General features: G+C 39.9%; 24 protein-coding genes. 15 read left to right on the top strand and 9 right to left on the bottom strand.

Features of this window, described 5'->3' with window-relative positions; translation table 11 throughout:
• Positions 1-53: 53 nt before the first annotated feature.
• From TDE_RS01285 to TDE_RS01275, 3 genes are read right to left on the bottom strand one after another with little or no spacing between them, the layout of a single operon-like run.
• Positions 54-512, bottom strand: a complete 459-nt coding sequence (locus tag TDE_RS01285; RefSeq protein ID WP_002681191.1) for a flavodoxin family protein — start codon at positions 510-512, stop codon at positions 54-56.
• Positions 509-1,420, bottom strand: a complete 912-nt coding sequence (locus tag TDE_RS01280) for a 4Fe-4S dicluster domain-containing protein (RefSeq protein ID WP_002681189.1) — start codon at positions 1,418-1,420, stop codon at positions 509-511. The genes TDE_RS01285 and TDE_RS01280 overlap by 4 nt, the downstream gene beginning before the upstream one ends.
• Before the next feature lie 24 nt (positions 1,421-1,444).
• Positions 1,445-1,897, bottom strand: a complete 453-nt coding sequence (locus TDE_RS01275) for a MarR family transcriptional regulator (protein ID WP_002681187.1) — start codon at positions 1,895-1,897, stop codon at positions 1,445-1,447.
• 422 nt (positions 1,898-2,319) lie between these two features.
• Here TDE_RS01275 and TDE_RS01270 point away from each other — a divergent pair, with 422 nt between their 5' ends.
• The 4 genes from TDE_RS01270 to TDE_RS01255 are packed head-to-tail and all read left to right on the top strand — an operon-like array spanning position 2,320 to position 5,886.
• A complete protein-coding gene (locus TDE_RS01270) occupies positions 2,320-3,072 on the top strand; it encodes a class I SAM-dependent methyltransferase (RefSeq protein ID WP_002681186.1) in 753 nt (250 codons plus the stop codon).
• A 21-nt stretch (positions 3,073-3,093) separates the two neighbouring features.
• Positions 3,094-3,708, top strand: a complete 615-nt coding sequence (locus TDE_RS01265) for an MptD family putative ECF transporter S component (RefSeq protein ID WP_002681184.1) — start codon at positions 3,094-3,096, stop codon at positions 3,706-3,708.
• 55 nt (positions 3,709-3,763) lie between these two features.
• A complete protein-coding gene (locus TDE_RS01260) occupies positions 3,764-4,462 on the top strand; it encodes an energy-coupling factor transporter transmembrane component T (protein ID WP_002681182.1) in 699 nt (232 codons plus the stop codon).
• Entirely contained in the window at positions 4,462-5,886 is a 1,425-nt protein-coding gene (locus TDE_RS01255; protein WP_002681180.1) for an ABC transporter ATP-binding protein, read from the top strand. Before TDE_RS01260 ends, TDE_RS01255 begins: the two co-directional genes overlap by 1 nt.
• 35 nt (positions 5,887-5,921) lie before the next feature.
• On the opposite strand, the gene TDE_RS13175 is transcribed toward TDE_RS01255, so the two are convergent.
• From TDE_RS13175 to TDE_RS01240, 3 genes are all read right to left on the bottom strand, one after another.
• Positions 5,922-6,500 (bottom strand): hypothetical protein, encoded by a 579-nt coding sequence (locus tag TDE_RS13175; protein ID WP_002681179.1) that lies wholly within the window; start codon positions 6,498-6,500, stop codon positions 5,922-5,924.
• A gap of 8 nt (positions 6,501-6,508) precedes the next feature.
• Entirely contained in the window at positions 6,509-8,002 is a 1,494-nt protein-coding gene (locus TDE_RS01245) for a hypothetical protein (RefSeq protein ID WP_002681178.1), read from the bottom strand.
• A gap of 70 nt (positions 8,003-8,072) precedes the next feature.
• Complete coding sequence (locus TDE_RS01240) at positions 8,073-8,891, bottom strand: hypothetical protein (RefSeq protein WP_002681177.1); 819 nt, start codon at positions 8,889-8,891, stop codon at positions 8,073-8,075.
• A 216-nt stretch (positions 8,892-9,107) separates the two neighbouring features.
• On the opposite strand from TDE_RS01240, the gene TDE_RS01235 reads away from it, so the two are divergent.
• The gene (locus TDE_RS01235) at positions 9,108-10,487 is read left to right on the top strand and encodes a tryptophanase (RefSeq protein ID WP_010956705.1); all 1,380 of its coding nucleotides are present in this window, start codon (positions 9,108-9,110) and stop codon (positions 10,485-10,487) included.
• An 81-nt stretch (positions 10,488-10,568) separates the two neighbouring features.
• Positions 10,569-11,894, top strand: a complete 1,326-nt coding sequence (locus tag TDE_RS01230) for a sodium-dependent transporter (protein ID WP_002681171.1) — start codon at positions 10,569-10,571, stop codon at positions 11,892-11,894.
• 157 nt (positions 11,895-12,051) lie between these two features.
• On the opposite strand, the gene TDE_RS01225 is transcribed toward TDE_RS01230, so the two are convergent.
• Together TDE_RS01225 and TDE_RS01220 are read right to left on the bottom strand one after the other, a co-directional pair.
• Positions 12,052-12,615, bottom strand: coding sequence for a flavin reductase family protein (locus TDE_RS01225; protein ID WP_002681169.1), 564 nt, complete (start codon positions 12,613-12,615; stop codon positions 12,052-12,054).
• A 102-nt stretch (positions 12,616-12,717) separates the two neighbouring features.
• Positions 12,718-13,086 carry a DUF488 domain-containing protein gene (locus TDE_RS01220; protein WP_002681167.1) on the bottom strand — a complete coding sequence of 123 codons (369 nt, stop codon included), beginning with the start codon at positions 13,084-13,086 and terminating at the stop codon, positions 12,718-12,720.
• Between the two features lie 101 nt (positions 13,087-13,187).
• Between TDE_RS01220 and TDE_RS01215 the strand changes: the two genes are divergently transcribed.
• The 9 genes from TDE_RS01215 (at position 13,188) to grdD (ending at position 23,376) form a co-directional block, all read left to right on the top strand.
• Positions 13,188-13,430 carry a hypothetical protein gene (locus TDE_RS01215; RefSeq protein WP_002673015.1) on the top strand — a complete coding sequence of 81 codons (243 nt, stop codon included), beginning with the start codon at positions 13,188-13,190 and terminating at the stop codon, positions 13,428-13,430.
• Positions 13,431-13,538: 108 nt separating this feature from the next.
• Positions 13,539-14,108: a TetR/AcrR family transcriptional regulator gene (locus tag TDE_RS01210; protein ID WP_002681165.1), complete on the top strand. Its 570-nt coding sequence runs from the start codon at positions 13,539-13,541 to the stop codon at positions 14,106-14,108.
• Between the two features lie 152 nt (positions 14,109-14,260).
• Positions 14,261-15,979, top strand: coding sequence for an ABC transporter ATP-binding protein (locus TDE_RS01205; protein WP_002681164.1), 1,719 nt, complete (start codon positions 14,261-14,263; stop codon positions 15,977-15,979).
• A gap of 11 nt (positions 15,980-15,990) precedes the next feature.
• Positions 15,991-17,715, top strand: coding sequence for an ABC transporter ATP-binding protein (locus tag TDE_RS01200; RefSeq protein WP_002681161.1), 1,725 nt, complete (start codon positions 15,991-15,993; stop codon positions 17,713-17,715).
• Positions 17,703-19,178 carry an ABC transporter ATP-binding protein gene (locus TDE_RS01195; RefSeq protein ID WP_002681159.1) on the top strand — a complete coding sequence of 492 codons (1,476 nt, stop codon included), beginning with the start codon at positions 17,703-17,705 and terminating at the stop codon, positions 19,176-19,178. The genes TDE_RS01200 and TDE_RS01195 overlap by 13 nt, the downstream gene beginning before the upstream one ends.
• Before the next feature lies 1 nt (position 19,179).
• Positions 19,180-19,890 (top strand): energy-coupling factor transporter transmembrane component T family protein, encoded by a 711-nt coding sequence (locus tag TDE_RS01190; protein ID WP_002681157.1) that lies wholly within the window; start codon positions 19,180-19,182, stop codon positions 19,888-19,890.
• Between the two features lie 10 nt (positions 19,891-19,900).
• The gene (locus TDE_RS01185) at positions 19,901-20,503 is read left to right on the top strand and encodes an MptD family putative ECF transporter S component (RefSeq protein WP_002681155.1); all 603 of its coding nucleotides are present in this window, start codon (positions 19,901-19,903) and stop codon (positions 20,501-20,503) included.
• A gap of 167 nt (positions 20,504-20,670) precedes the next feature.
• Complete coding sequence (gene grdC, locus TDE_RS01180; protein ID WP_002681153.1) at positions 20,671-22,209, top strand: glycine/sarcosine/betaine reductase complex component C subunit beta; 1,539 nt, start codon at positions 20,671-20,673, stop codon at positions 22,207-22,209.
• Positions 22,210-22,221: 12 nt separating this feature from the next.
• On the top strand, positions 22,222-23,376 hold the full coding sequence (gene grdD / locus TDE_RS01175) for a glycine/sarcosine/betaine reductase complex component C subunit alpha (protein ID WP_010956704.1): 1,155 nt from the start codon (positions 22,222-22,224) through the stop codon (positions 23,374-23,376).
• Between the two features lie 74 nt (positions 23,377-23,450).
• Here the strand turns inward: grdD and trxA are convergent, their stop codons facing one another.
• Positions 23,451-23,774: a thioredoxin gene (gene trxA, locus TDE_RS13225; RefSeq protein ID WP_010956703.1), complete on the bottom strand. Its 324-nt coding sequence runs from the start codon at positions 23,772-23,774 to the stop codon at positions 23,451-23,453.
• Between the last annotated feature and the right edge of the window lie 90 nt (positions 23,775-23,864).

Below are 23,864 nucleotides of genomic sequence, written 5' to 3'. Positions count from 1 at the left end.
GTGATATAAAAGGAATAATTTTCAAAATCTATGATCCGGTCTTTATAAAGCCTTTATGCGTTTATAATATTTTTCTCAAAAAAATCGATTGCGTTTTTAAAATCCTTTTCGTTCGGGCTGTTCTTGTTTAAACCGCCGATGAGTTTTAAAGGGCCGAAGGTATCAAATCCTTTACAGCCGAATATGCCCATACAGATTTTTCCGCTTTGTTCGGTTTTTTTGCGCAAAGTTTTTTCAAAACCGGCATTGACCGCTCCGGCGGTGTAAATAAAAAACAGCTTTTGTACACTGCCCACAAGCGCTTGTTCAAATAACTTATCGACCGGTTTTGCAAATTTAAAGTAAAAAATTCCTGAAGCAAAACCGATTGCTTCATAGCGATTAAAATCATCAGGATTAAAATCACCGGCCTTTATCAAAACCGTTTCAGGAAACTTTTCCTTTATTTTGTTCAGTACCTTTTCGGTATTTCCATGATGTGTTGAACTGTACACAATACATACGTTACTCATAGCTGATCTCCTTTATTATTTATATAGCCGTATTTTTTAGGATATATGGCCGATATATCTTTTTCAAAAACAATATTTCCATCGTTTAATCTTTTTTGTGCAACCGTTCGGTATGCAAAATCGATTGCGTTGCAGCCGCAGTTATAAAAACACTCTCCACATAATATACAATTTTTTTGATTTTTTATCGATACCCTACCGTCTGTAAATATAAAATTGTTAATGGGGCACACTGAAATACATTTTTTGCATGCACTACAGTTTTCCCGTATAATCGATACGGTTTTAAACTTTCCGTGTATTTTTTCCTGCGAAAGGAGTTTCAGTATAAAGCGCATTGGACCTTTGGTATAGGCAAAAGAAGCACTATTGTCTTTTATGTGTTCTTTATGTGAACACAGAGCAAACACTTTATTTACTGCCGTTTCTATTAAACCCTCTTCCATATCGCCGGGTTTGTTCTCCAGTATTTTGGTATGGAAAAATCTGCTAAGTGTATGAAACGAAGCAAGTTTGATTCCTAAAACCGGCACATATTTTTTCTTCTTTAATGCTCTTCCCATTTCTTCCAATGCGATAAACGAATGTGCTCCTCCATAAGTAATAAACGGAACAGCAATTTTTGAACGCTTTTGATCCGGCAAAGGCAGCGATTCGAGAATGCTCAGTATGTGGCTTTCGGCGTGTCCTGCGTATACCGGCGCTCCTACAAAAAGTACATCGAAATCTTGTAAGCGGTCTTCCAAGATTTTTTGCCTTTCGGATTTTGAGGCAAACAGCAGACTGTCATCTTTTGTAATATTTATGATATCAGCCGCGCCGCCTTTATCTTTAATTTTTTTCTGAATCATATGTGCAGCAATCAATGTATGTCCTGACGGACTGAATACGATGATAACAGCTTTCATAATAAAACCTCCTTAAAATAAACCCTACTGTGTACTTAAATCGGGAATGTTGTTGTCTACCAATTCCGCCAAACGTGCAATCGCATCGAACTCTTTTTTTGAAAGAGAACTCAAATATGCTGCAAGTTTCTCGTTAAAACCGGCATGGAATTTTTCGTGATTGTTATATGCAACGGTTCCTTCTTTTGTCAGCTTAAAATAAACGGTTTTTTTGTTATCCGCTTTTTTATATTTTTCTATCAATTTTTTCTTTAGCAGCTTATCTGCAACTTGTGTTACGGCACCGTTCGTAATGCCGAGTTTTTCCGAAAGCTCGGAAGCGCTGTATCCGCCGTCTAAACCTATTGCTTCTATAAAATGAATTTCGCTTTGGTATAATTTATGCTGCGTACCGAAAGTTCTGGGTTTTTTATCGTTAGCGTTTACTTTGTACTGAATTTTTGCCGTCCGTCGTATAAGGCTTTCTACATCATTCATTATATCTCCCTTAAAATTCGACAACCGCAGCCTTTATCAAAAGGCGAGGATTGGCGAATTGCCGCACTTTTGCAATGAAATGAAAAAGTGCAATCAATAAAGCGACGTTTGCGTAAGCAAACTCGCAGCGTTTTTAGACAATGCCAACTGCATTGTCTAAAATAAGCCTTCCTTTTTCTTTTAGTTGCTAAAATAAATATACATCAAAATACTTTTTTTGTCAATATGTTTTAGTAACTAAAATATATTAATGTAAGTCTATAATTGCAGAGACATCATTTTCCTTAAATATTAAAAAATAACACCGCTATCTTGACAATCAAAAAGAAATTATATATACTAAAAATAACATTGCTATTTTTTATTAACGGCGAAATATTGTGTTTTGCCGGAATCCGTAAATAAACAATCAGAGGAAAAGAATGGATATAAAAGATTTAATGAAAAAATGGTCTGAACAGGCAGAAAATATGCGGATGTTTCACATGCAGGAATTAAAAGAAAACGGGAGTGAATGGAAAAAACTGCTTCAGGAAAATCTCAAGGACTGCAAGGGAAAGAAAGTTTTGGATGCAGGGTGCGGTACAGGTTTTTTAGCTATTCTGCTTGCACAAGACGGCTGGGAAGTTACAGCCATAGACAGCAGCGAGGCGATGCTTGAAGAAGGAAAAAAAACAGCGGAAGAATTGGGGCTTTCTGACAAAATCACCTTTTTGCTTAAAGATGCTCATTCAACGGATTTTCCTGAACACTTATTTGATGCTGTGGTTTCCAGACATGCTTCATGGCTATTCACTGCACCGGAAACCGTATACAAGGAATGGAAAAGAATACTAAAGCCCGGAGGGATCATGCTGAACATTGACGCTAATTGGCTTAAACCGATATGGAATACAGATGAGTTTGAAAAATTCAAATCATATGAAGCGGAGCTTGTTAAGCAATACGGCGAATTCAGAGATTATTATCATGATGAACAGATGATAAACATTCTGAAAAAATTTCCGCTTGCCTACATAAATCGTCCTGAATGGGATGAAAAAATGCTGAAAAAAATCGATTTTAAAGAAATTGCGAGCAGGCTTCTTTCCAAAGAGAAGTATATGGACGCTTTTCAAGCGGCAAGGTATAAAACCATACCTATGTTCGTGATAAAAGCAAAAAACATAGAATAAACAGAAAAATAGGAGATTCAAATGAATAAAAAAATGAACACAACAGCCAAATGGACGATAAAAGATGTAATAACTACGGTTTTATTAAGTGCTCTTCTTGTCGTTATGCAATTTATTGTAAATATGGTGTGCATGGCAAACCATTTTGTCAGTATGACATTATCAGTCGGTTTTTCAGTATTTATCTGCGCACCGGTTTATTTTCTCATGGTACAACGGGTGGGAAAACGGGGCGTGTCTTTTATCTACATGACACTTCTCGGCATCATTTTTCTAATAATGGGAAACTGGTATTTATTGCCGTATTACATCATTATCGGCTTAATATGCGAAGCCGTTTTATGGAAACATGGGGCCTATCAAAATCCGCGCCGGCTTATGGCTGCATGGACGGTTTCCAGCCTGTTATTTAACGGAACAAATTTGCTTCCGATCTGGTTTTTCTGGGATGCTTATTATGCCTTTGCCGTTTCAAGCGGGATGAGCCAAGAATATATCGACTCATATGTTCGGTATTTTACCGTCCCTTATTGGATTATTTTTATCGTTGCGTTTACAACCGTCTGCGGTTTTGCAGGAAGTCTGATTGCTTCAAGGTTGATAAAAAAACATTTTGAAAAAGCGGGCGTATTATAAAAACATTTGCAAAAAGCTCATCAGAGTTTTTAAAAATGCCTTGTTAAAAAATTAAATGAAAAAGGTTTCAAAAGATTTTACGGCTCCGGTAAAATTGTGGACGCTTTTGTGCGTTATTGTAAGCTCATTTTTTATCGCCGATTACAGGATAAACGGTATTCTTTCGCTTATAGGTCTTTTATATCTTGCCGTCCAGTGTAAATGGCGGCTGCTGATATCATTCGGTCTCTTTTATGCGCTGCTAATGCTTCTCTTAATAGGTATCCGCCGGTATGGCATTAGAACAATCATCATACCGGAATTCTATATTTTTTTATGTTGGAACCTCTTGCCCATTATGCTTATAGGATGGGATGTGATAACAACGCCGCCCGGAGAGATTGCAGCTTTCCTTTCCCGTATCGGAATGCCGGTCTCCGTTATTTTAGGACTACTCGTTATTTTCCGTTTTATACCGGTGATGAAAGCGGAAGTAAAAAAGCTCCGCCTTTCAATGAAAACCAAAGGCCTTTTGGACCCGGCCCGCATCCTAACTCATCCCTTAGAAACGGGAGAATATGTACTGATTCCTCTGCTTTTACGCTGCATTCAAATTGCCGATCAACTCGCAGTCTCGGCAGTTGTGCGGGGTATTCAGTGTCCGGTAAAACGGAGCAGCTATTACGGAAAAAAGATGCGGACTTTCGACTATATAGCTGTTATCGTGTGGAGTACTACTACAGCTGCGGTTATCATAGTAAGGAGTCTTGCTTAATGATACGGATGGAAAATGTAAGTTTTCATTATGAAAACAGTGAAAGAGGTGTATCAAACATAAACCTTACAATTAACGAAGGCGAATGTACGGTTCTAACCGGGCCGTCGGGCGGCGGAAAAACGACAATATTGCGCCTTTTAAACGGATTAGCACCGGGTTATTACAGTGGAGCGCTTTCAGGAAATATCTCTATCGGCGGAAAAGATATGTCTTCTACCCCATTATGGGAGAGGGGCAAATTTATAGGCAGCGTATTTCAGGAGCCGCAGAGCCAGTTTTTTTCTTCCGAGCTTGCAGGTGAGATTGCTTTTTCATGCGAAAATTACGGACTGGCACAACACGAGATCATCGCCCGCACGGAGGGGGCAATCGAAGCATTTCATCTTGCAACATTACGAGACCATACGCTTGACACATTTTCAAGCGGAGAAAAACAGCGCGCTGCAATCGCTTCGGTCTATGCCCTCTCGCCTTCAATATACGTATGTGATGAGCCGACTGCTAATCTCGATGAAGAAAGCGCCGTAAGGCTTTCTCATGTTTTAAAGAAGCTCAAAGAAGAAGGGCGTACTCTGATTATTGCAGAACATAGGTTAAGCTGGCTGTATGGAATTGCCGACCGTTTTATCTATATAGATGGAGGGACAATACAGTGGTCGCATACGGCTGAAGAAATGCAGAAAATGACGCTTGAGCAAAAAAAGCTTTTTGGATTGAGGTCATTTACGCCTGCTTTAAAACCGGATCTTCCCCCTCCTTCATCAAGAGCCTTATCTTCCGGTACGGCAAACGAACCCTTACTGCAAGCAGACGGGATATACCGCAAAGAAAAGGGGAACCTTATTTTGCAAACAGTATCTTTTCCCGTATCGCGCGGACAGATTATTGCGCTTACCGGTAAAAACGGAGTTGGAAAAACAACGCTCGGCCTTATTTTGAGCGGGCTTAATAAAGAGTCGGGCGGCACGGTATTCCTTAACGGAAAAAAATGCGGGCTTTGGGCGCGCCGCAAAGCGGTATGGTACAGCGCCAACGATACTGGAACGCAATTCTTTACCGAAAGCGTTTCCGAAGAAATTTTATTGAGTATGATGAACACCCCTGATAAGCTTGAACGGGCGCGGAATATCTTACAGACCATGGGGCTCTATGACCTCAAAGATGTTCACCCTGCAACGCTTTCCGGAGGACAAAAACAGAGACTTTCCGTTGCCTGCGCCCTGCTGTCCGGCCGCGATATCCTCATTTTCGATGAGCCGACCAGCGGTTTGGACGGCTATCATGCGGACATCCTTGCAAAAGCTTTTTTGGACGCGGCAGCTCGCGGTAAAACGATTATCGTTATTACGCACGACTTTGAACTTATCGCTGCATGCTGCAGCTTTGAAATCATGCTTGAGGAAGAAGCTCAAACGAAATAAAAGTTATTTTTTGATATGTACCCTAATCCCCAAAATTATTTCCAGAATCCTAATATTTCAAAATCTTCACAGTCAAATGTGATGATTTTATCCCAATCTTTTTTTAAAATAATATCATCGACTTGAGTTGCCGTATATAATTCATCCAATGTTTTGTAATAATATTCTCCGCTTGATTTTTTGATATTACCGCACCTTTGAAAAGAGCAGCGGTCTTTGTAGATAATAATCATATATTCGTTGGAATTATTTTCAAAAAATAAGCGTAACTCCGCTTCACAGTCATATTCATCTATGCTTTTTAATAGTAAAGTTTTAATTTCTTCAAACGTAAATTCGGCTGTGCTGTCTGTCTTTTGAATCCACTCTATATTTTCTTTTGACTTTTTCGCAACTTCTTTGCATTCTTCGACACTATCAAAAAAATAATCACTGACTACATTGTATTTTTCATCACAAAACAATAAATAAAAGCCTTCTTCATTTGCATAACTGCAAATTGTAAGATAATGTATCGATATGATTTTTTCACCGTTGTTGTAATCGACGATTCCAAAGTGATCTTCATTTGTGTAATATCTAACTCTTGCACCGTCCAAATAATTCGGAAACATTATTTATCCTAAAAATCCCGTATCGTATCAAAAATTTCCAAGAGCTTTTCTTTATTGATAGATAGAGAAGGCGGTATTAAATCTAAAAGTTCTGTAAGAGCACAATAGATATCCTCTCTTTCTACTGTTTCAATAAAATATTTGCGTTTGTCCATCTTATTAAAGGCTTCGGTGTATGCCCTCACCAAAGCTTCGGCAGTCCGAGCAGCTTCGATCGGCGAGCTTTGTTCCAATTTGAGAATTTCGGCTCTTGTTTTTTTATATAAATCTGCTGCTTTCTTGGCATTCGCTGCAGAAATATTTTCTTGTCCGTCCCATGAGCGGAACGGATTGTCAAGGTTTTGCGCCAACCATTCCGGTTTTCGCGGCTTTTGTATCCAAAGATCAAGCCCTTCTTCTTTTCTCTTTTTATAAAGCTGTTTAGCTTTTTTTGCTGCATTTTCCGGCAGGCTGCTCATCCAAAACCAATGTAAGTTAGGTAAACGATCCGGCTCCGGAATGTCTTCGGCAGAAAAACCGAATAAATCAACCGTAGTAAAGCCCTCCAATTTTCTAAATCGGGATAGCATAGAAAGGTTAGAAAGAATACCGGGTTTGCCCCATAGCCGCAATTCCCGCAGCATCGGGTATGCTTTTAAAATCTCGGCTACATCAAGTTCTGTAATCTCTGAGCAATGCAGTTTGCCCAAGTCTTTTAGCTCCTGTATTTTAGGCACTATTTTAGTTGCTGTTAAAAGTAATAAAGCTCCGTTTTCAACAGCATGTATTTTACAGTTATTTGTTACTTCACCTAACAGAATAAGTTCTTCCAATTCGTTATTCAGATACAGTTCTTCCACGCCGTTCATATCAATAGAAAGTCTGTGCAAATGCGCATTGGAAAAATCCAATCTTTTTTGCTGATGATTTTCAAGTACCAGCTCATCTAAAAACGGACATGATTGTAAATATTCATATAAACCGATATGCCATTTTTTACATGCCAAATAGGATAAGCATGGAAAGGCTTTTAATTCCAGCACATTTTCAAAAGGAACATCATCATGTATGCGATGTCTGGAAACCGCCATTTCTTTTCCGGCAAATATAATTTTTTCCTTACTGCTCTCCGCTTTTTTAAACGCATCTCTTTGCTCTTTAGGAATTTCCTGCCATTTAAGTTGACGATATACTTCGTATCCGTTTCCCCAAGACCTTGCATAGGTATTTGTGCTTTCATCGGTTAATGGCTGCATGTTACCGATTAACATATGGTTCGCAGGCACCATGACATCAACATTACAAAGATGCAGACCACGTTTCCAGTACATAAAGTCCTGATAAAGCGGCTTTAGTAAAGGTAATTCTTCCTCTTTGAGAGGCTGTTCACCCGACCAATCTAACCAGAGCTGCACTGCTTTCGGCTTTTTATCACCTTCCTCTATCTTGGTTATTTGGCACGCAGTATATTTTTTTAAATATGAATTATACACACAGTATACATCTCCGCTTTTAGCTTTCATCACCGGAATTCTCCTTGTCTTTTTTTTATTTTCTATAACTTCGTATCTTTCATATTGGAGCTTTTTTGTTCTATTCAACTACTACTTTTTCCAATCGTTTAATTAGTTGTTTCGGGTTTTTAAATAATTCATAGCCTTCTTTTGACAGAGTACACTCAGCCCAATCGGGAAATGATTTTGTGAGTACAGCTTTGTCAGTATTTCCGTAAATGTATATTCGGATAGTTTCATTGTTAAAACTCCAAACGGTATAACGGTATAGCAGTTGTCTTCCTTTGTGTACACTCTTTTCAGGTAAAACGCTTCCCGAAAATCGGTTTTCATATATATCACCGGAATAGATGTCCATTATTTTGCCGAACATTTCCAAGGCTGACGGAATACTCGCAGCAGATACCAGAAAACCTTTTGCATCATAGACAAAAATATTGTTATATCTATTTTGATACCGAATAAGTTCCTTTTTTAATAAAGCAGGCCTGGACAGTATGTTGTATGCTTCTCCAAAGAGCACCCATGCAAACACATCCGGCATATCATCGCTTTTCGGTGTATTGGGTATATATGCGATTTGACTGTTTGCATAGATAAGAAGGCTTATGCTGTTAGATGAATCTTTGAATATTTCATATCGATAGGCTATCTCGGCATTTGTAGGTGCCGGCACAAAAGCGGCATCGTCGACGGAAACCTCGACGCTCTCTAACAACAAATCATTAAAGGCTTTAATGTCTACGTCTTCTGTCAGTTCACACACCAGGACCTCTTTCGCATCATACACTCTAATAGCGGGTATATCTTCGACTTTATTGTCATCAGCAGCAAAAACGAACGCAGCACACAGTAAAAAAGCTGCACAAAAAAATATATGCTTTACCATTTTGATCATACGGTTCTCCATAATATATATATTATATCGATATGATATAAACATTGTAAGCAGGTAGTATAGGGCTCCCAAAATATTGAAATCAGTTACCCTCTATATATTGTATTAGATAAATAGTTATATGCTATTACCTACAGTATTAAAAAAAGAAGACCTTGACAGTACAAAAAAGGCATGGTACACTAAAAGCTATAATAATTTATAGGAGGCTTTTTAATGAAAAAGTATGTACCGGAACCTTTTAGAATTAAGATGGTTGAACCTATCAAAATGACAACACGTGAGGACCGCATTAAGTATCTTGAAAAAGCAAAATACAATATGTTTAACTTACGTGGAGAAGATGTCTACATTGACTTATTGACAGACAGCGGCACAAACGCAATGAGCGATAAGCAATGGGGAGGCGTTATGGTCGGAGATGAAGCCTATGCCGGAGGAAAAAGCTATTTCAAATTGGTTGATGCCGGAAAGGATATCTTCGGATATGAATTTATCCAGCCCGTCCATCAGGGCCGAGCAGCAGAAAAGGTTTTATTCCCCTTGTTGCTCAAAAAAGGCCAAGTTGCTATTTCAAATATGTTCTTTGACACAACCAGAGCTCATGTAACTCTGGCCGGAGGAAGACCTCTCGACTGCGTATGTAAGGAGGCAAAAAAACCTTCCGAATATGCACCTTTTAAGGGAAATATGGATGTTGAAAAGCTCGAACAGCTTATTAACGAGCATGGAAAAGAAAAGGTCGGAATGATTGTAATGACTATTACAAACAACTCTGCCGGAGGACAACCTGTTTCAATTCAGAACATCCGTGATGTTGCCAAAATTGCAAAAAAATACGGCATTTTGTTCAATATTGATGCAGCACGATTTGCAGAAAATGCCTACTTTGTAAAACAAAGAGAAGAAGAATTCAAGAACAAGCCCATTAAAGAAATTATTCGTGAAATGTTCAGCTATGCCGATACCTTTACGATGAGTGCAAAAAAAGATGCTATCGTTAATATGGGCGGTTTGATAGGTATTAAAAACAATCAAGAAATCTATCAGATGATTAAGGGCAACTGTATTTCTTTTGAAGGATTTATTACCTACGGAGGTCTTTCAGGACGCGATCTTGAAGCATTAGCCATAGGTTTATACGAAGGTATTGATGAAGAATATTTAAAATACCGAAACGCTTCTATGGAATACCTAGCCTCTCAGCTCCTTGATGCAGGCGTTGCCATTCAAAACCCTGCAGGAGGACACGGTGTTTATGTTGATGCCAACGCCATGTTCCCGCACATTCCCTATTATCAATTCCCCGGCCATACTCTTTGCGTAGAGTTATACAAAGAAGCCGGAATCCGAACATGCGACATCGGTTCCTTTATGCTCGGAAACGATCCCGAAACAGGAGAACAGATCAAATCGGAATTCGAATTTGCCCGTCTTGCAATTCCAAGAAGAGTATACACCCAATCTCACTTAGACGTTATTGCAGGAGCTTTAATTAACATTAAAGAAAGAGCCTCTCAGGTTAAGGGCTACAAAATTATCTGGGAACCACCGATTCTTAGACACTTCCAAGCTCATTTGGAACCCATAAAATAACCATTTAGCGGATGGATAGCCGTTAATTATCCTTCCGCCGGTTTGTATTGTATGTTGTATTTATAAAATAAGGAGGTCTATATGGCAAACATAGAATCAAAGCGAGATCAGTTTAACTCAAAGTGGGGCTTTATTCTTGCTTGTATCGGGTCCGCTGTCGGTATGGGAAACATCTGGCTTTTTCCCTTCCGCGTCGGACAATTTGGAGGAGCGGCTTTTTTAATTCCATACATTATTTTCGTTGCCGTTATCGGTTATACCGGCGTAGTTGAAGAAATGTGTTTCGGTAGGGCTATGAAAACCGGCCCCCATGGGGCATTTTTAAAAGCAACAAGAATGAGAGGAAGCGAAGCCGGTAATTATATCGGTTGGATTCCCGTTATCGGATCTTTAGGTATTGCTATCGGATACACTGTTGTTGTGGGATGGATTATCCGATTTGCAGTAGGAGCTTTTACAGGTTCTATGCTTGCTGCAGAAAACAGCGGTGCATATTTCGGTACTATCGCCGGACCCTTGTCAAGCTTACCTTGGCACATCATTGCTATTGCATTTTCATTCTTTGTGATGGTTGCAGGTGTTTCAGCAGGTATCGAAAAAATAAATAAAATTATGATGCCTACATTCTTTACCTTATTTATTATTCTTGCAATCCGGGTTGCAACGCTGCCTAAAGCCTTGGACGGTTATAAATTCCTTTTTAAAACGGATTGGTCTGCATTAGCCAATATCAAAACATGGGTATTTGCCTTAGGCCAGGCATTTTTTTCTCTTTCATTAGCAGGAAGCGGTACCGTTGTATACGGAAGCTATCTAAATGACAGTGAAGATGCTCGGACCAGTGCAAAGTACACAGCAATCTTTGATACCCTTGCAGCTATGATTGCAGCCTTGGTTATCATTCCGGCAGTTTTTGCTTATGGACTGGAGCCTGCCGCAGGACCGCCTTTGATGTTCATAACAATGCCTATGATCTTCAAAGAAATGCCCGCGGGAACCCTCTTTTCAATTATATTCTTCATTGCCGTATTATTCGCAGGTATTACATCTCTAATAAACCTATATGAAACCCCTGTAGAACTTATGCAGCAAAAGTTTAATCTCAGCCGAAAAGCAGCTCTTGCAATAGTTCTTGGCCTCGGCTTTGCAGTAGGTTTAGTAGTTGAGGACGGAAACGTACTTGGTACATGGATGGATGTAATTAGTATTTACATAATTCCTCTGGGAGCCTTACTTGCCGGAGTCATGTTCTTCTGGGTTGCCGGTAAAGACTTCGTTCTTAATGAGGTTTCAAAAGGCAGACTGAAAAGAGTCGGAGATTCGTATGCTATTCAGGGAAAATATATATATTGCGGTTTAACCTTAATAGTTTATATTCTCGGTATCTTCTATGGAGGCATCGGCTAGAATAAGCCGATCTTTTAAAGACTCAAACAAAAAAACCACCGATTAGCCAACAAGACTAATCGGTGGGGTAACATTCTGCTGTTCCTTCAGAAAAGGCGCCAAAATACTGTAAACAAATAGAACATATTTTAAATGAATATTATTAAACACCGGTTTATTATTTAAGCTTTAAACCGTCTTTAAAGGCTTCACCGACACGCTCTGATACTTTGTAATATCCGTGTGTATATGGATCAAAGGCTATGGCATTTACTAACGACATATCAAGCTTTCCATTCGGCATAACACTTTCGTCAGCAGTTACATTGACAACCTTTCCTATAACACCGCAACCATATTTATCATTCTGATACTCAATAAATTCACATTCCAGACAAATCGGAAATTCGTTTATAACAGGAGCGTCAACGGTTTCCGCCTTGCTTGCGGTAAGACCGGTCTTCTCCAGCTTATTAGGAACCTTATTGCCGGAAGCAACACCAAAGTAGTCGGCTTCAAGTACATGAGCAGCATCAGCAATACTAACGGTAAAAGCGCCTCTCGCCTTGATATTTTTTACTGTCTTATGTGTTTCGGTCAAATTAAGAGCTATAATGGAACGTTCTTGCATAGTTCCCCATGCAGCGTTCATAACATTTATGCTTCCATCATCATTATAGGTAGCAACCATTAATACGGGCATAGGAAAAATTCCGTCGGTAATATCTAATTTTTTTCTCATAGAAACCTCTTCTATACATAATTATATTCAAATTAACAGAAAAAACAAGTCTGATTTGCGCAAGATTTAATTGTATCAATTAAGATTACAGCAGCAGTGCTTTCAGCCGTTCAGAACTTTTTCGATAAAGCGTTGCAAAACGGGAATATGGCTTTGTTCAACATCTTTATTCGCATACAAAACTGTAACATTTCTATTTTTTAATTCGGCCTTGATTTTATCCGTAAAATCTTTTGTGCATGGATTTTGCACCAACTCTTTTGCGTACAGCTCCGAAAAAGTTTTGTAATCGATTTCGCTGCGGTGATAAGCTTGCCGCAAACCCGATGAAGGTGTAATTTCCTTTGCCCATTCGCTGATGCAGGCCTTTTCTTTCGAAATTCCGCGCGGCCACAGCCTATCCGCCAAAATCCTAAACCCGTCGCCTTTTTCCGGCAGATCGTACACCCGCTTCCACAACAATTTTCCCATAATTTCCCCTTTATTGATACTTATTATACGGCTGTTCTTTCATAGCTGCAAGGGCTCCATCCCTAGATACCCCTCTCCAAAAATGCTATACTCAAATCACTATGAAAAACTATCCCTTTACAGCCATCTTGGGGCAAGATGAAATGAAAGCAGCCTTGATTCTTAATTTGATTAATCCTAAGCTGGGCGGTGTTTTGATACGGGGACAGAAGGGAACCGCTAAATCGACAGCGGTGCGGGCTCTTGCGGACATCAGCATGATTAAAACAGCTCAAACAATAGCCGCTTACAAAAGTTTTTTATCTTTTATGTTAATCTTTTTAAGAGGCATAGAGGTAAAATAAATAAAATTTGTTTACCTCTATTGACAAATATCGAATAAAGATTTATTATTAAATTGTAATTCAGTATTGATAGAATAGAAAGGAGAACGTTTCGAGCGTGCAGGCGGTATGCAGGTATTAAAAGAAGAAGTCAAGGATAGAATTCTGACGGCTGCGGAAAAAGTATTTTATGAACAAGATTACAGAAGTGCAAAGCTGACGGATATTGCAGAACAGGCTGATATTCCCGTTGCGCTTATTTATACCTACTTCAAAAACAAAGAAGGATTATTTGATGAAGTAGTCGCAGGCGTATTGGATAAAATCATTAAGATGATGGAAGATGAGGAAAAGATGGAAGCCGGAAGCCCCTATGAAAGATTTAATCGGGGCGGAGCATCTCAACTTCCCAAACTGTTAAAAAACAGAATTAAACTCATCATTTTAATAGACAAGAGCTCGGGAACGAAACATGAGAATGCAAAAGATATGTGGGTTAAACGATTGGAACAGCATATAAAAGACGGTTTAAAAAGATATTCAAAAACCAAGCACGATCCCATGCTTGCTCATATTTTGGCAAATAATTATGTTGAGGGACTTATGGAAATTGCACGGCACTATAAAAATGAAAAATGGGCAGAAGATATGCTCTTTGTTCTTAACAAGTGCTATTTTAATGGAGTTGAATCATTGTAAGCTGTAATTACAGTAGTATAGAAGAGAATTTATTTTAGGAGCGTTCAACCGCTCCTCATTTTATCTATCAATATTGAATAAATATTCAATATTATTTGGTTTTAAAGATAAACGAATATACATGCGCATTATAGATGTAGAAAGGAGTAGATATGACTGAAAAGGAATTGAAAAAACAGGTAACGGGTAAAACCTTTTTGTCCAATGTGCTGCTTGCGCTTAAAATAGTGTTTGACTTACTACCGCAGGTTTTATTGGTACTGGTGATAAGCAGCCTATTTTCGGGAAAAGCGGAAAAGGAATATTTTAAAATGATTGCCGGAGGTATTTTCATCTCATTTATGCTCAAGGCGTGTTGTAATTATCTTGCCGTAAAGACAGCTCATGACAGGGCTTTTAGTACATTGACGGAATTACGGCTTGCCATAATTGAACACCTCAAAAAATTGAATTTAGGCTTTTTTAAAAAGCATACTACCGGCGAGCTTACAAGCATTGTTGAACACGATGTAGAGCAGATTGAAATATATCTGGCGCACGGTCTTCCGGAAATTATGGCGGCAACCCTTCTTCCTGTTCTGGTTTTTATTGCAATGCTTTTTATAGATTACCGGCTCGCATTAATAATGATTGCAGGGGTACCGCTCATGTTCCTTGTACAACAATTATCTGCAAAGACCATGCAAAAAAGATTTCAAATATATTTTGAACGAGAAATGCAGATGAGGGAAGACATGATGGAGTACGTAAAAAATATTGCCGTCATAAAAGCCTTTGCAAAAGAAGAGTGTTTTAGCGGTAGGACTTTGAATTCCGCACGCTCTTATGTGCAAGATGTAAAAAAGAGTATGGGTGCCGTTACGGGACCGATGGTGCTTATCGATATTTTTATGGAAGCCGGAGCGGTATCGGTTATGATGTTAGGAAGTATACTGCTGTTACATAACAATATTTCTACCGCTCAGTTTATATTGTCCGTTATCTTATCTTCGGTATTTGTGTCGGCAATAAGTAAAACCGCAACCCTCCATCACTTTTCCATCGTGTTTACTGAAAAGCTCAAAAGCATAGCGGTGATTCTCTGTGCGCCTCTTGCAAAAGAAAAGATCAGCGAAAAACTGAAAACGGGGGATATAGAATGCAAGAACGTACATTTTAAGTATGAAAAAGACGGCTTTGCGTTAAAAGATATTACGGTACAGTGTAAAGAAAACACTTTAAATGCGCTTGTCGGGCCGAGCGGTTGCGGTAAAAGCACGCTTGCGAATCTTATCATGGGTTTTTGGGATGTTGATTCAGGTGTGCTCACAATTTCGGGCAAAGATATTTCACACTATGATACGGACAGCATTTCCGCTCTTATCGGAAGTGTTCAGCAGGAAGTAATTCTTTTTAATATGAGCATCTTTGAAAATATCGCGATCGGTAAGGCGGGCGCTTCGGAAGCGGAAGTGATAGAAGCCGCTCAAAAAGCACGATGTCATGATTTTATTTCCGCCCTGCCTCGTAGCTACAACACAAGTGTCGGAGAGATGGGGGTAAAACTTTCGGGAGGAGAAAAGCAAAGAATATCCATTGCTCGGATGATTCTTAAAAATGCCCCAATTCTTATTTTAGATGAAGCGATGGCTGCCGTAGACAGCGAAAACGAAAAACTCATAAACGCGGCGATTGAAGAATTAAGAAAAAACAAAACGGTCATCACGATTGCGCATCACCTGAACACCGTACAAAACGCGGACAAAATAATCGTTATGGATAAAGGCCGCATACTGGATTCCGGCACACATGAAGAATTGATTTTGCGATGCACCTTTTATAAAGAAATGGTCGAAGCCCAAAACAAAGTAGACAACTGGCGGGTGGAATAAAGGAGACATTTATGTATAAAGAATTATTTGCATTTTTGAGTAAGAGGGGAAAAATCGATGTATGTATTTCTTCTCTGTTTTTTACCTTGTACGGATTGAGCTCCGTGGGGATGTTACTTACGGTGTTTTCGATTTTGTTTAAGATTGCTGCCGGGACTGATGTTCAGGGGCTCTACGGGGCTTTTGCAACGCTGATAGGCTTGGTCGTTTTTAAGGGACTTTGCAATATGATTGCCGACTTAAAAAAGCACGGAGCCGGCTTTGATGTGGTGCAGCAAATACGGGAGCGGATGATTGTAAAATTAAAGCTGTTTAGTTTGGGCTTTTATACGAATGAACGGCTGGGAGAATTAAATACGATTCTTCATAAAGATGTGGACAATATGTCCATGGTAGTCGGTCATATGTGGCCGCGGATGTTCGGTGATTTTCTCATTGCTCTTGCGGTATTTATAGGTCTTTGCTTTATCAACCTTAGTGCAGCCCTTGTTATGGCCGCGTCGATTCCGCTTCCGCTTGCCTACCTTTTTTACACAATTAAGGGAGCACAAAAAACGGAGCATAACAATAATTCCGCACTTGCCGATATGGTGAGCTTATTTGTTGAATATGTACGCGGTATTCCGGTGCTCAAAAGTTTTTCGCATAATAAAAGTCTGGATAATGAACTTTTTGAAAAGACAAAAAAATTCGGAGAAACAAGTAAGGCTGCTTCCCGGTTTAAGGCCAGACAGCTTTCGGTCTTTTCGTTTTTAATCGATGCAGGGTATTTTGTTCTTTTTATTTATTCCGGTCTTGCCGCATTACGTGGAAGCATTGATGTGCTCAGCTTTATGATTATCGCAGTCATTTCAAAAGAATTTTATAAACCTTTTGCAGCGATGGAAACACACTATATGTATTATGTGTCTGCCGTAGATAGCTATCACCGCTTGGGAAAAATTCTTCATGCGGAGGTAATAGCCGATAAAACGGACGGAGTTACTCCTGCACAAAACGATATTGTTTTTAAAGATGTAGCATTTTCTTATGAAGAAGATGAGTTCAAAATGAATGGAGTAACTTTTTCCGTTCCGGAAAAAACGATGACCGCGCTTGTAGGAGAATCGGGAAGCGGTAAGACGACGGTTACGAATTTGCTGTTGCGGTTTTACGATGTGCAAGGCGGAAGTATTACGCTCGGCGGAATTGATATACGAGATATTCCCTACGATGAACTTTTAGATCGCATCAGCATTGTTATGCAAAATGTTCAGTTATTTGATAACACCATCGAAGAAAATATCCGAGTAGGAAAAAAAGGAGCAACGAAAGAAGAAATCATCGAAGCTGCAAAAAAGGCAAGGATTCACGATTTTATTATGAGCTTGCCGAAAGGCTATGAAACAGATATTGGAGAAAACGGAGGTCTCTTATCCGGCGGGCAAAGACAGCGGATTTCCATTGCACGAGCATTTTTAAAAGACGCTCCGATTTTAATCCTCGACGAGATGACCAGTAATGTCGATCCCGTAAACGAGTCTTTAATACAGGATGCCATTACAGAACTTGCAAAAAATAGAACGGTCATAGTGATCGCTCATCATTTAAGGACTATTCAAAAGGCAGATCAAATTCTTGTCTTTCAAAAAGGCTGTCTTATCGAAAAAGGAAAACACGATGAACTTTTGGAAAAGGACGCTTACTATGCGCGGCTTTGGAAAGCACAATACGGGAGCGGAATGTGCTCTCGCTAAAAGATATTTCGTATAAAACAAGGACAGGTCTTCTCATTCTCGACAATATAAACCTCGAAATAAAAAAAGGAGAATTTGTTGTCATTACCGGAAAAAGCGGAAGCGGGAAGAGCACACTCGGCTCTGTTATCAACGGCCTTATCTCGCATTACTATGACGGAGTATTAACCGGCGAAGCTTATCTAAACGGAAAAGATATACGCACTATGGAGCTTTCACAAATAGGCTGCATGGTAGGCTGTGTATTCCAAGACCCGCGAAGTCAGTTTTTTATGACCGATCCTTTTAGTGAAACGGCATTCGGCTGCAGCAATATGCTTTTGAACAGGGAAGAAATACTGAAAAGGGTAGACAACAGTTTGAAACTGCTTGGAATAAATCATCTAAAAGAGAAGAGTATCTTTAAACTTTCAAGCGGTGAAAAACAAAAACTGGCTATCGCGTCATGCTATGCGATGTCGCCTGACATTTTTTTGTTCGATGAGCCTACAGCTAATCTGGATATTCATTCCATCTTTGATTTGGAAAACATATTACGGAGCTTAAAAGAAGAAGGGAAAACCATTATCGTCTTGGAGCATCGATTATTTTATCTTTCGGCCTTATGCAGCCGTATGCTCGTTATGGATAAGGGAAGAATTACGGGCGAATACTCAAAAGACGAATTTCTTGAGCTGCAAAAAAACAATAAAAATATTCGGCCCATATATTTGGAAAATCTCGATACGGTTCATTCTAAAAGTATTATCGATAAAACCACCCCATTGTTTGAAATAAAAAACATTTCATATTCACATTCAAAACAGGAAAAAACGGATGTGCTTAAAGACATATCGATAAGAGCTTATGAAAAAGAAGTTATCGGCATTATCGGTGAAAACGGAGCGGGTAAAACAACTCTCGCTAAATTGTGTACAGGTTTATTAAAAGAAAAAAGCGGAAGCGTTTTAATTAAAGGAGAAAAGCGGAGCTATAAGAAAAGGGCGGGAAGTATGTATTTTGTCATGCAGGATTCCGACTATCAACTTTTCGGTAATACCGTAGCGGATGAATTGGATATAGGAAAAAAAGGCGGCGGTTTGAGCGGTACGGAAAAAGAAACCGTTTTATCGGATTTTGAAATTCTTGATTTAAAAGAATGGCATCCGCTTGCCCTCTCAAGAGGTCAAAAGCAACGGCTTACCATTGCAGCGGCTTTTTGCAATAACTGTAAGATACTTTTTTTGGATGAACCGACAAGCGGTTTGGATAAACATTCTATGGATTTGGTTTCTAAAAGTGTTCTCACTGAGGCAAATGCAGGTAGGCTTATATTTGTAATATCGCACGATTATGAATTTTTACTGTCTGTCTGTAATAGAATTATTTATTTAAAAAGTGGAATGGTTCACGCTGATTTCAATTTAAATAATGATACCAAGAAAATGCTCTGGGAGCTTTTAAGTAAAAAAGAGGAAATGTGAAGTGAATACAAAAAGAAAAGCGGATCCGAGAACGGTACTCGGCATTGTATTTATTTTTATCTCGTTCGGTCTTGCCGTCAATAAGCCTCTCCCCTCACATGTTTTACTTATTATTTGTAATTTCTATTTATGGGATGTACGCGCTTATCGTGAATCCGTTTTATACAGCGGAATGTATAGTATCATTGCTGTGTCGATGTTTTATATTCATTATATTCCGAATTCGACAATTGCTCTCATGATTGTATCCTTAAGTTATTTTATTCAAAAATTCGTTATTGCGGTTATGATGATTATATTCTTGAAAAAGAAAACTTCCATGCCCTCTATTATATCGGCTATGCAGACGATGAAATTTCCAAACATAATAGCAATTCCCTTAATCGTTGTATTTAGGTATCTCCCGTCCTTAAAAGAAGATTACGGCTGTTTAAAAGACAGTTTAAAAATAAGAGGAATTTCTATTTCGGGCTTAAGGTTTTTAATGCATCCCATTCGTTCTTTGGAACTTATAATTGTTCCGATTTTATTTAGAAGTCTTCGCATAGCTGAGGAACTTTCCACATCGGTTTTGCTGAGAGGAATTGAAAATTATAAAAACAGAACAAATATCTATCCGCTCAAATTTACGAAAACGGATTTTGTATACGGATTATGTACGGCTATTGCTGTGGGTGCGGTATCGTACTTACAGTTTAGTAATATTTTTTAAGGAGAATGTCATGGAAACAAAGACAAACAAATTGAATGCGCGGGATTTTATTTTTATCGGAATCTTCGCTGCGGTTGCACTATTAATTTTCTTTATTACGGGAGCACTCGCTGCATTAACGCTTTTCGGCACGATAGCCAATATCCCGATTACGCTGTTTTTTGTATCGATAGCATTTATGCTGGCGGTATCAAAGGTAAGAAAAACGGGCGTCTTTTTTATTATGGGGATAATTATCGTTTTACCGGGATTTATGGCAGCAAACGGAATAGGCGTCGGCCTTTCAATTATCGGCTGGTTCATTGCGGAGACTCTTGCGTCAACGATGAAGTACAAAGATAAAAAAGCAATTATTCTGTCCTATGTGCTGGGCTCCACATTGCAGACAGCCTTGTTCACCCTGCCTATGTATCTTTCGCATGGAGAATACTTTGTGCAAAGAAAGGAGATTTTACATTTAACGGATGAAGCTTTACAACAGTATTTGCAAGTTGTGGGTTCATGGCAGATGTACGGTTCAATGATTGCATTAACAGTTATAACAAGTTTCGCGGGAGCGTGGATTTCTATGCGGATATTAAAAAAGCATTTTGAAAAAGCGGGGATGGTATAGGGGAAATTGGCAATGGGTAATTATAAATTAAACTTCTGAATGCTTTGCGTTTAAATTCTATAATATATAGACCCTTGAATAATAAATGAATTTAATATAGAATAAAAATGCCATCATTATTAATTGGCAAAGCATTTTAAATTTTATATAAATTTTTTGGAGGCATTATGGCAAAAGTCGCTATAAAAGGAGCAAGCTACATCTTAGTTCATGCTCCCGATCTTCTTTTTCACAACGGTTCAACTCAAACAGGCACAAGGCTTGCAAACCCTGAGGATGAATATTTAAAGGCAATACCCTCTCACTTACGCAGCTTTGAAGAGGCAGTAAACTATCCGCCTAACCAAGTTTATATCGGAAATATGGCTCCCGAAGACTTGGAAAAACTTCCCGAACCTTGGTACAAGGATGCAAAAAAGGCCGAAAGAAAGGGTAAATTCGGCGAAATTATGACTCAGGCCGAGTTCTATATTTTGATGAAACATGCCGATGTTTTTGAGCTCGTTTATTTTTCAAAAGAATTCACAGCCCAAGCTGCAAAACTCATCGAAAATCACCCGATGATGAAAACCCAAGACATTAAGCTTGGTGAAGGCCACGACATTGCCGAAATCAAAAAAATGGTTGATGCCCACACAGCAGAAGGTCTTTACGAACAGGGAAAACTCATCGGTTGTGTAAAGCAGGCTCACGATACGGACGAAAACTTAAGTGCCCACACCATGCTTGAAAACCTCGCCACAAAGGCTTCCGGTATTCTTTCCGCATGGCACATGGGAAAACTCGAAGGCATCGATATGAAGGATGTCGAATACATCATCGAATGTTCTGAAGAAGCTGCTGGCGATATTAACCAGAGAGGCGGCGGAAATATTGCAAAGGCAGTCGGAGAAAAATCGGGCTGTGTAAATGCAACCGGTTCAGACGTTCGAGGATTCTGTGCAGCTCCCGTTCACGCAATTATCCACGGAGCAGCCCTTGTAGCAGCCGGTATCTTTAAAAACGTAATGGTCGTTTCGGGAGGCTCGGTACCCAAGCTCGGTATGAACGGAAAAGACCATGTAAAAAAAGACCTTCCCCTCTTTGAAGATATGATTGGAGGCTTTGCCGTTATGCTCAGTGCGGACGACGGAGTCAACCCCGTTATCAATACCGAAGTTGTAGGAAAGCACGTAATCTCTTCCGGTTCCGCCCCTCAGGCCGTTATGAGCGTATTGGTTTACGATCCTCTTAATGCCGCCGGTTTAAAGATGACCGACATCGAAAAATACTCGGCAGAGCTTCAAAACCACGAAATCACCGCTCCTGCAGGAGCCGGTAACGTACCCGAAGCAAACGTAAAGATGATTGCCGCTTTAAGCGTTATGAAAGGCCAGCTTGAAAAAACTCAAATTGCCGAATTCGTAAAAAAACACGGAGTTGTAGGTTTTGCTCCCACTCAGGGACATATCCCTTCGGGCGTTCCCTTTATAGGACATGCACGCCGAGATATGATGGCAGGAAAACTCAAAAACACAATGATAATCGGAAAGGGAAGTTTATTCCTCGGCCGTCTTACAAACCTCTTCGACGGCTTAAGCTTCTTAATTGAAGCCAATGACGGAAAAGGCTCCGCATCTGCCGGTCAGGACACAGCCGGAATAAAGAAGATTGTTGCCGAAGCAATGAGAAACGTAGCCGAAAATATTCTCAAATCCCAAAACTAAGGAGATAAGAATATGGCAGATAAAAAACAAATTGCTGATTTATTTTTAGGACTTGCCGAAGGGCTTGAGGGCGGCTCCTTTGCCGGCCGATTCTCCGTCGGTTTAACCATTCCGGGAAGCGAGCACGGCGAAGCGGAACTTGTTTATGCCGCAGAGCTTGCCGCAAAAAGAAATCCCGATCTGGATGTAATCCTCATCGGAGGACCGGAAGCAAAGGGCTTAAAACATTTCCCCGCAGCAACTCTCGAAGACGCTCATAAAGAAATGGAACGCCTTTTTAAAGAAGGAACAATTAAGGCTTGTGTAACCATGCACTATAACTTCCCCTTGGGCGTAAGCACCGTAGGAAAGGTTGTAACCCCCGGAAAGGGCCGCGAGATGATTCTTGCCACTACCACGGGAACAACCGATGCAAACCGCTACAAGGCCATGCTTTTAAATGCTATCGGCGGTATTGCCGTTGCTAAGGCTTCCGGAATAGCCGAACCCACCGTAGGTCTTTTAAACATTGACGGTATCGCCGTTATTGAAAAGGCTCTAAACAAAATGAAGGAAAAAGGCTACAAGGTAAACTACACCGAATCGAACCGTGCAGACGGAGGTGTCCGCATGAGAGGAAACGACCTTTTGCAGGGAACTCCCGATGTAATGGTTTGCGATACACTTACGGGAAACTTGCTGATTAAGCTCTTTTCTTCCTTTGTAACGGGCGGAAGCTATGAAGGCTCAGGCTTCGGTTACGGCCCCTGTATCGGCTCGGGCTATGATGATGTTGTCGGAATTATTTCGAGGGCATCGGGAGCTCCCGCCATAGCCAATGCCTTAAAATTCGTCGCCGACTGTGCAAAAAACAATGTTCACGGCATCTATGCAGAAGAACTTAAGGCCGCTAAAAAGGCGGGCTTGGATGAGCTTTTGGAAGATATGCCTGGAGCAAAGCCCGTTGCAGCAGCTGCTGCCGAAGAGGTAAAGGCTCCGCCTAAGAAAACCGTTGATGCCGGTATTCCCGGAATCGATGTTATCGAAATCGAAGATGCATGCAAGGCTCTTTGGAAGGAAGGCATCTATGCCGAAACGGGAATGGGTTGTACCGGCCCCGTAATCATGGTAAGCGAAGAAGACTTAGCCAAGGCAAGGGATGTACTCCATAAGGCCGACTATATTTAAAAATATCCGGTTTTAAAGATAAACCGATTAAAAACAAAAAAGGCGGGGGCTTTTAAAGCTTCCCGCCTTTTCTTTTAGATATGCTTTGAAACAAAGTTTACAAGGCTCTTTTTATCCATATAGCCTGTGTGCCTGTCCACCTCTTTTCCGTCTTTTAAAACGATGAGGGTAGGTATTGACATAAACTTAAATTTTACTGCCAATTCACGTGCATTATCCACGTTAGACTGTGCTATCACAGCCTTGTCGCCGAGTTCCGCCTCGGCAGCCTGCAGCTCAGGACTGAGCTGTACGCATCCCGGTCACCACGGTGCCCAAAAGTCAATTAAAACGGGCTTGGCGGTTTTTACGGTTTCATCAAAATTAGCATTTGTAATATCCAATACTGCCATAATCATCTCCTTATAATCTTAGATTAGAAAAAATCTTTTTTCCCGATTAGTTACAATATACAATATTCTAAAATATAGGGCAAGACGGAAAATCGA

It is taken from the genome of Treponema denticola ATCC 35405 (assembly GCF_000008185.1).
Lineage (GTDB): Bacteria > Spirochaetota > Spirochaetia > Treponematales > Treponemataceae > Treponema_B > Treponema_B denticola.
Note: the sequence above shows the minus strand (reverse complement) of the source record. Positions and strands in the feature narration are given on the sequence as shown.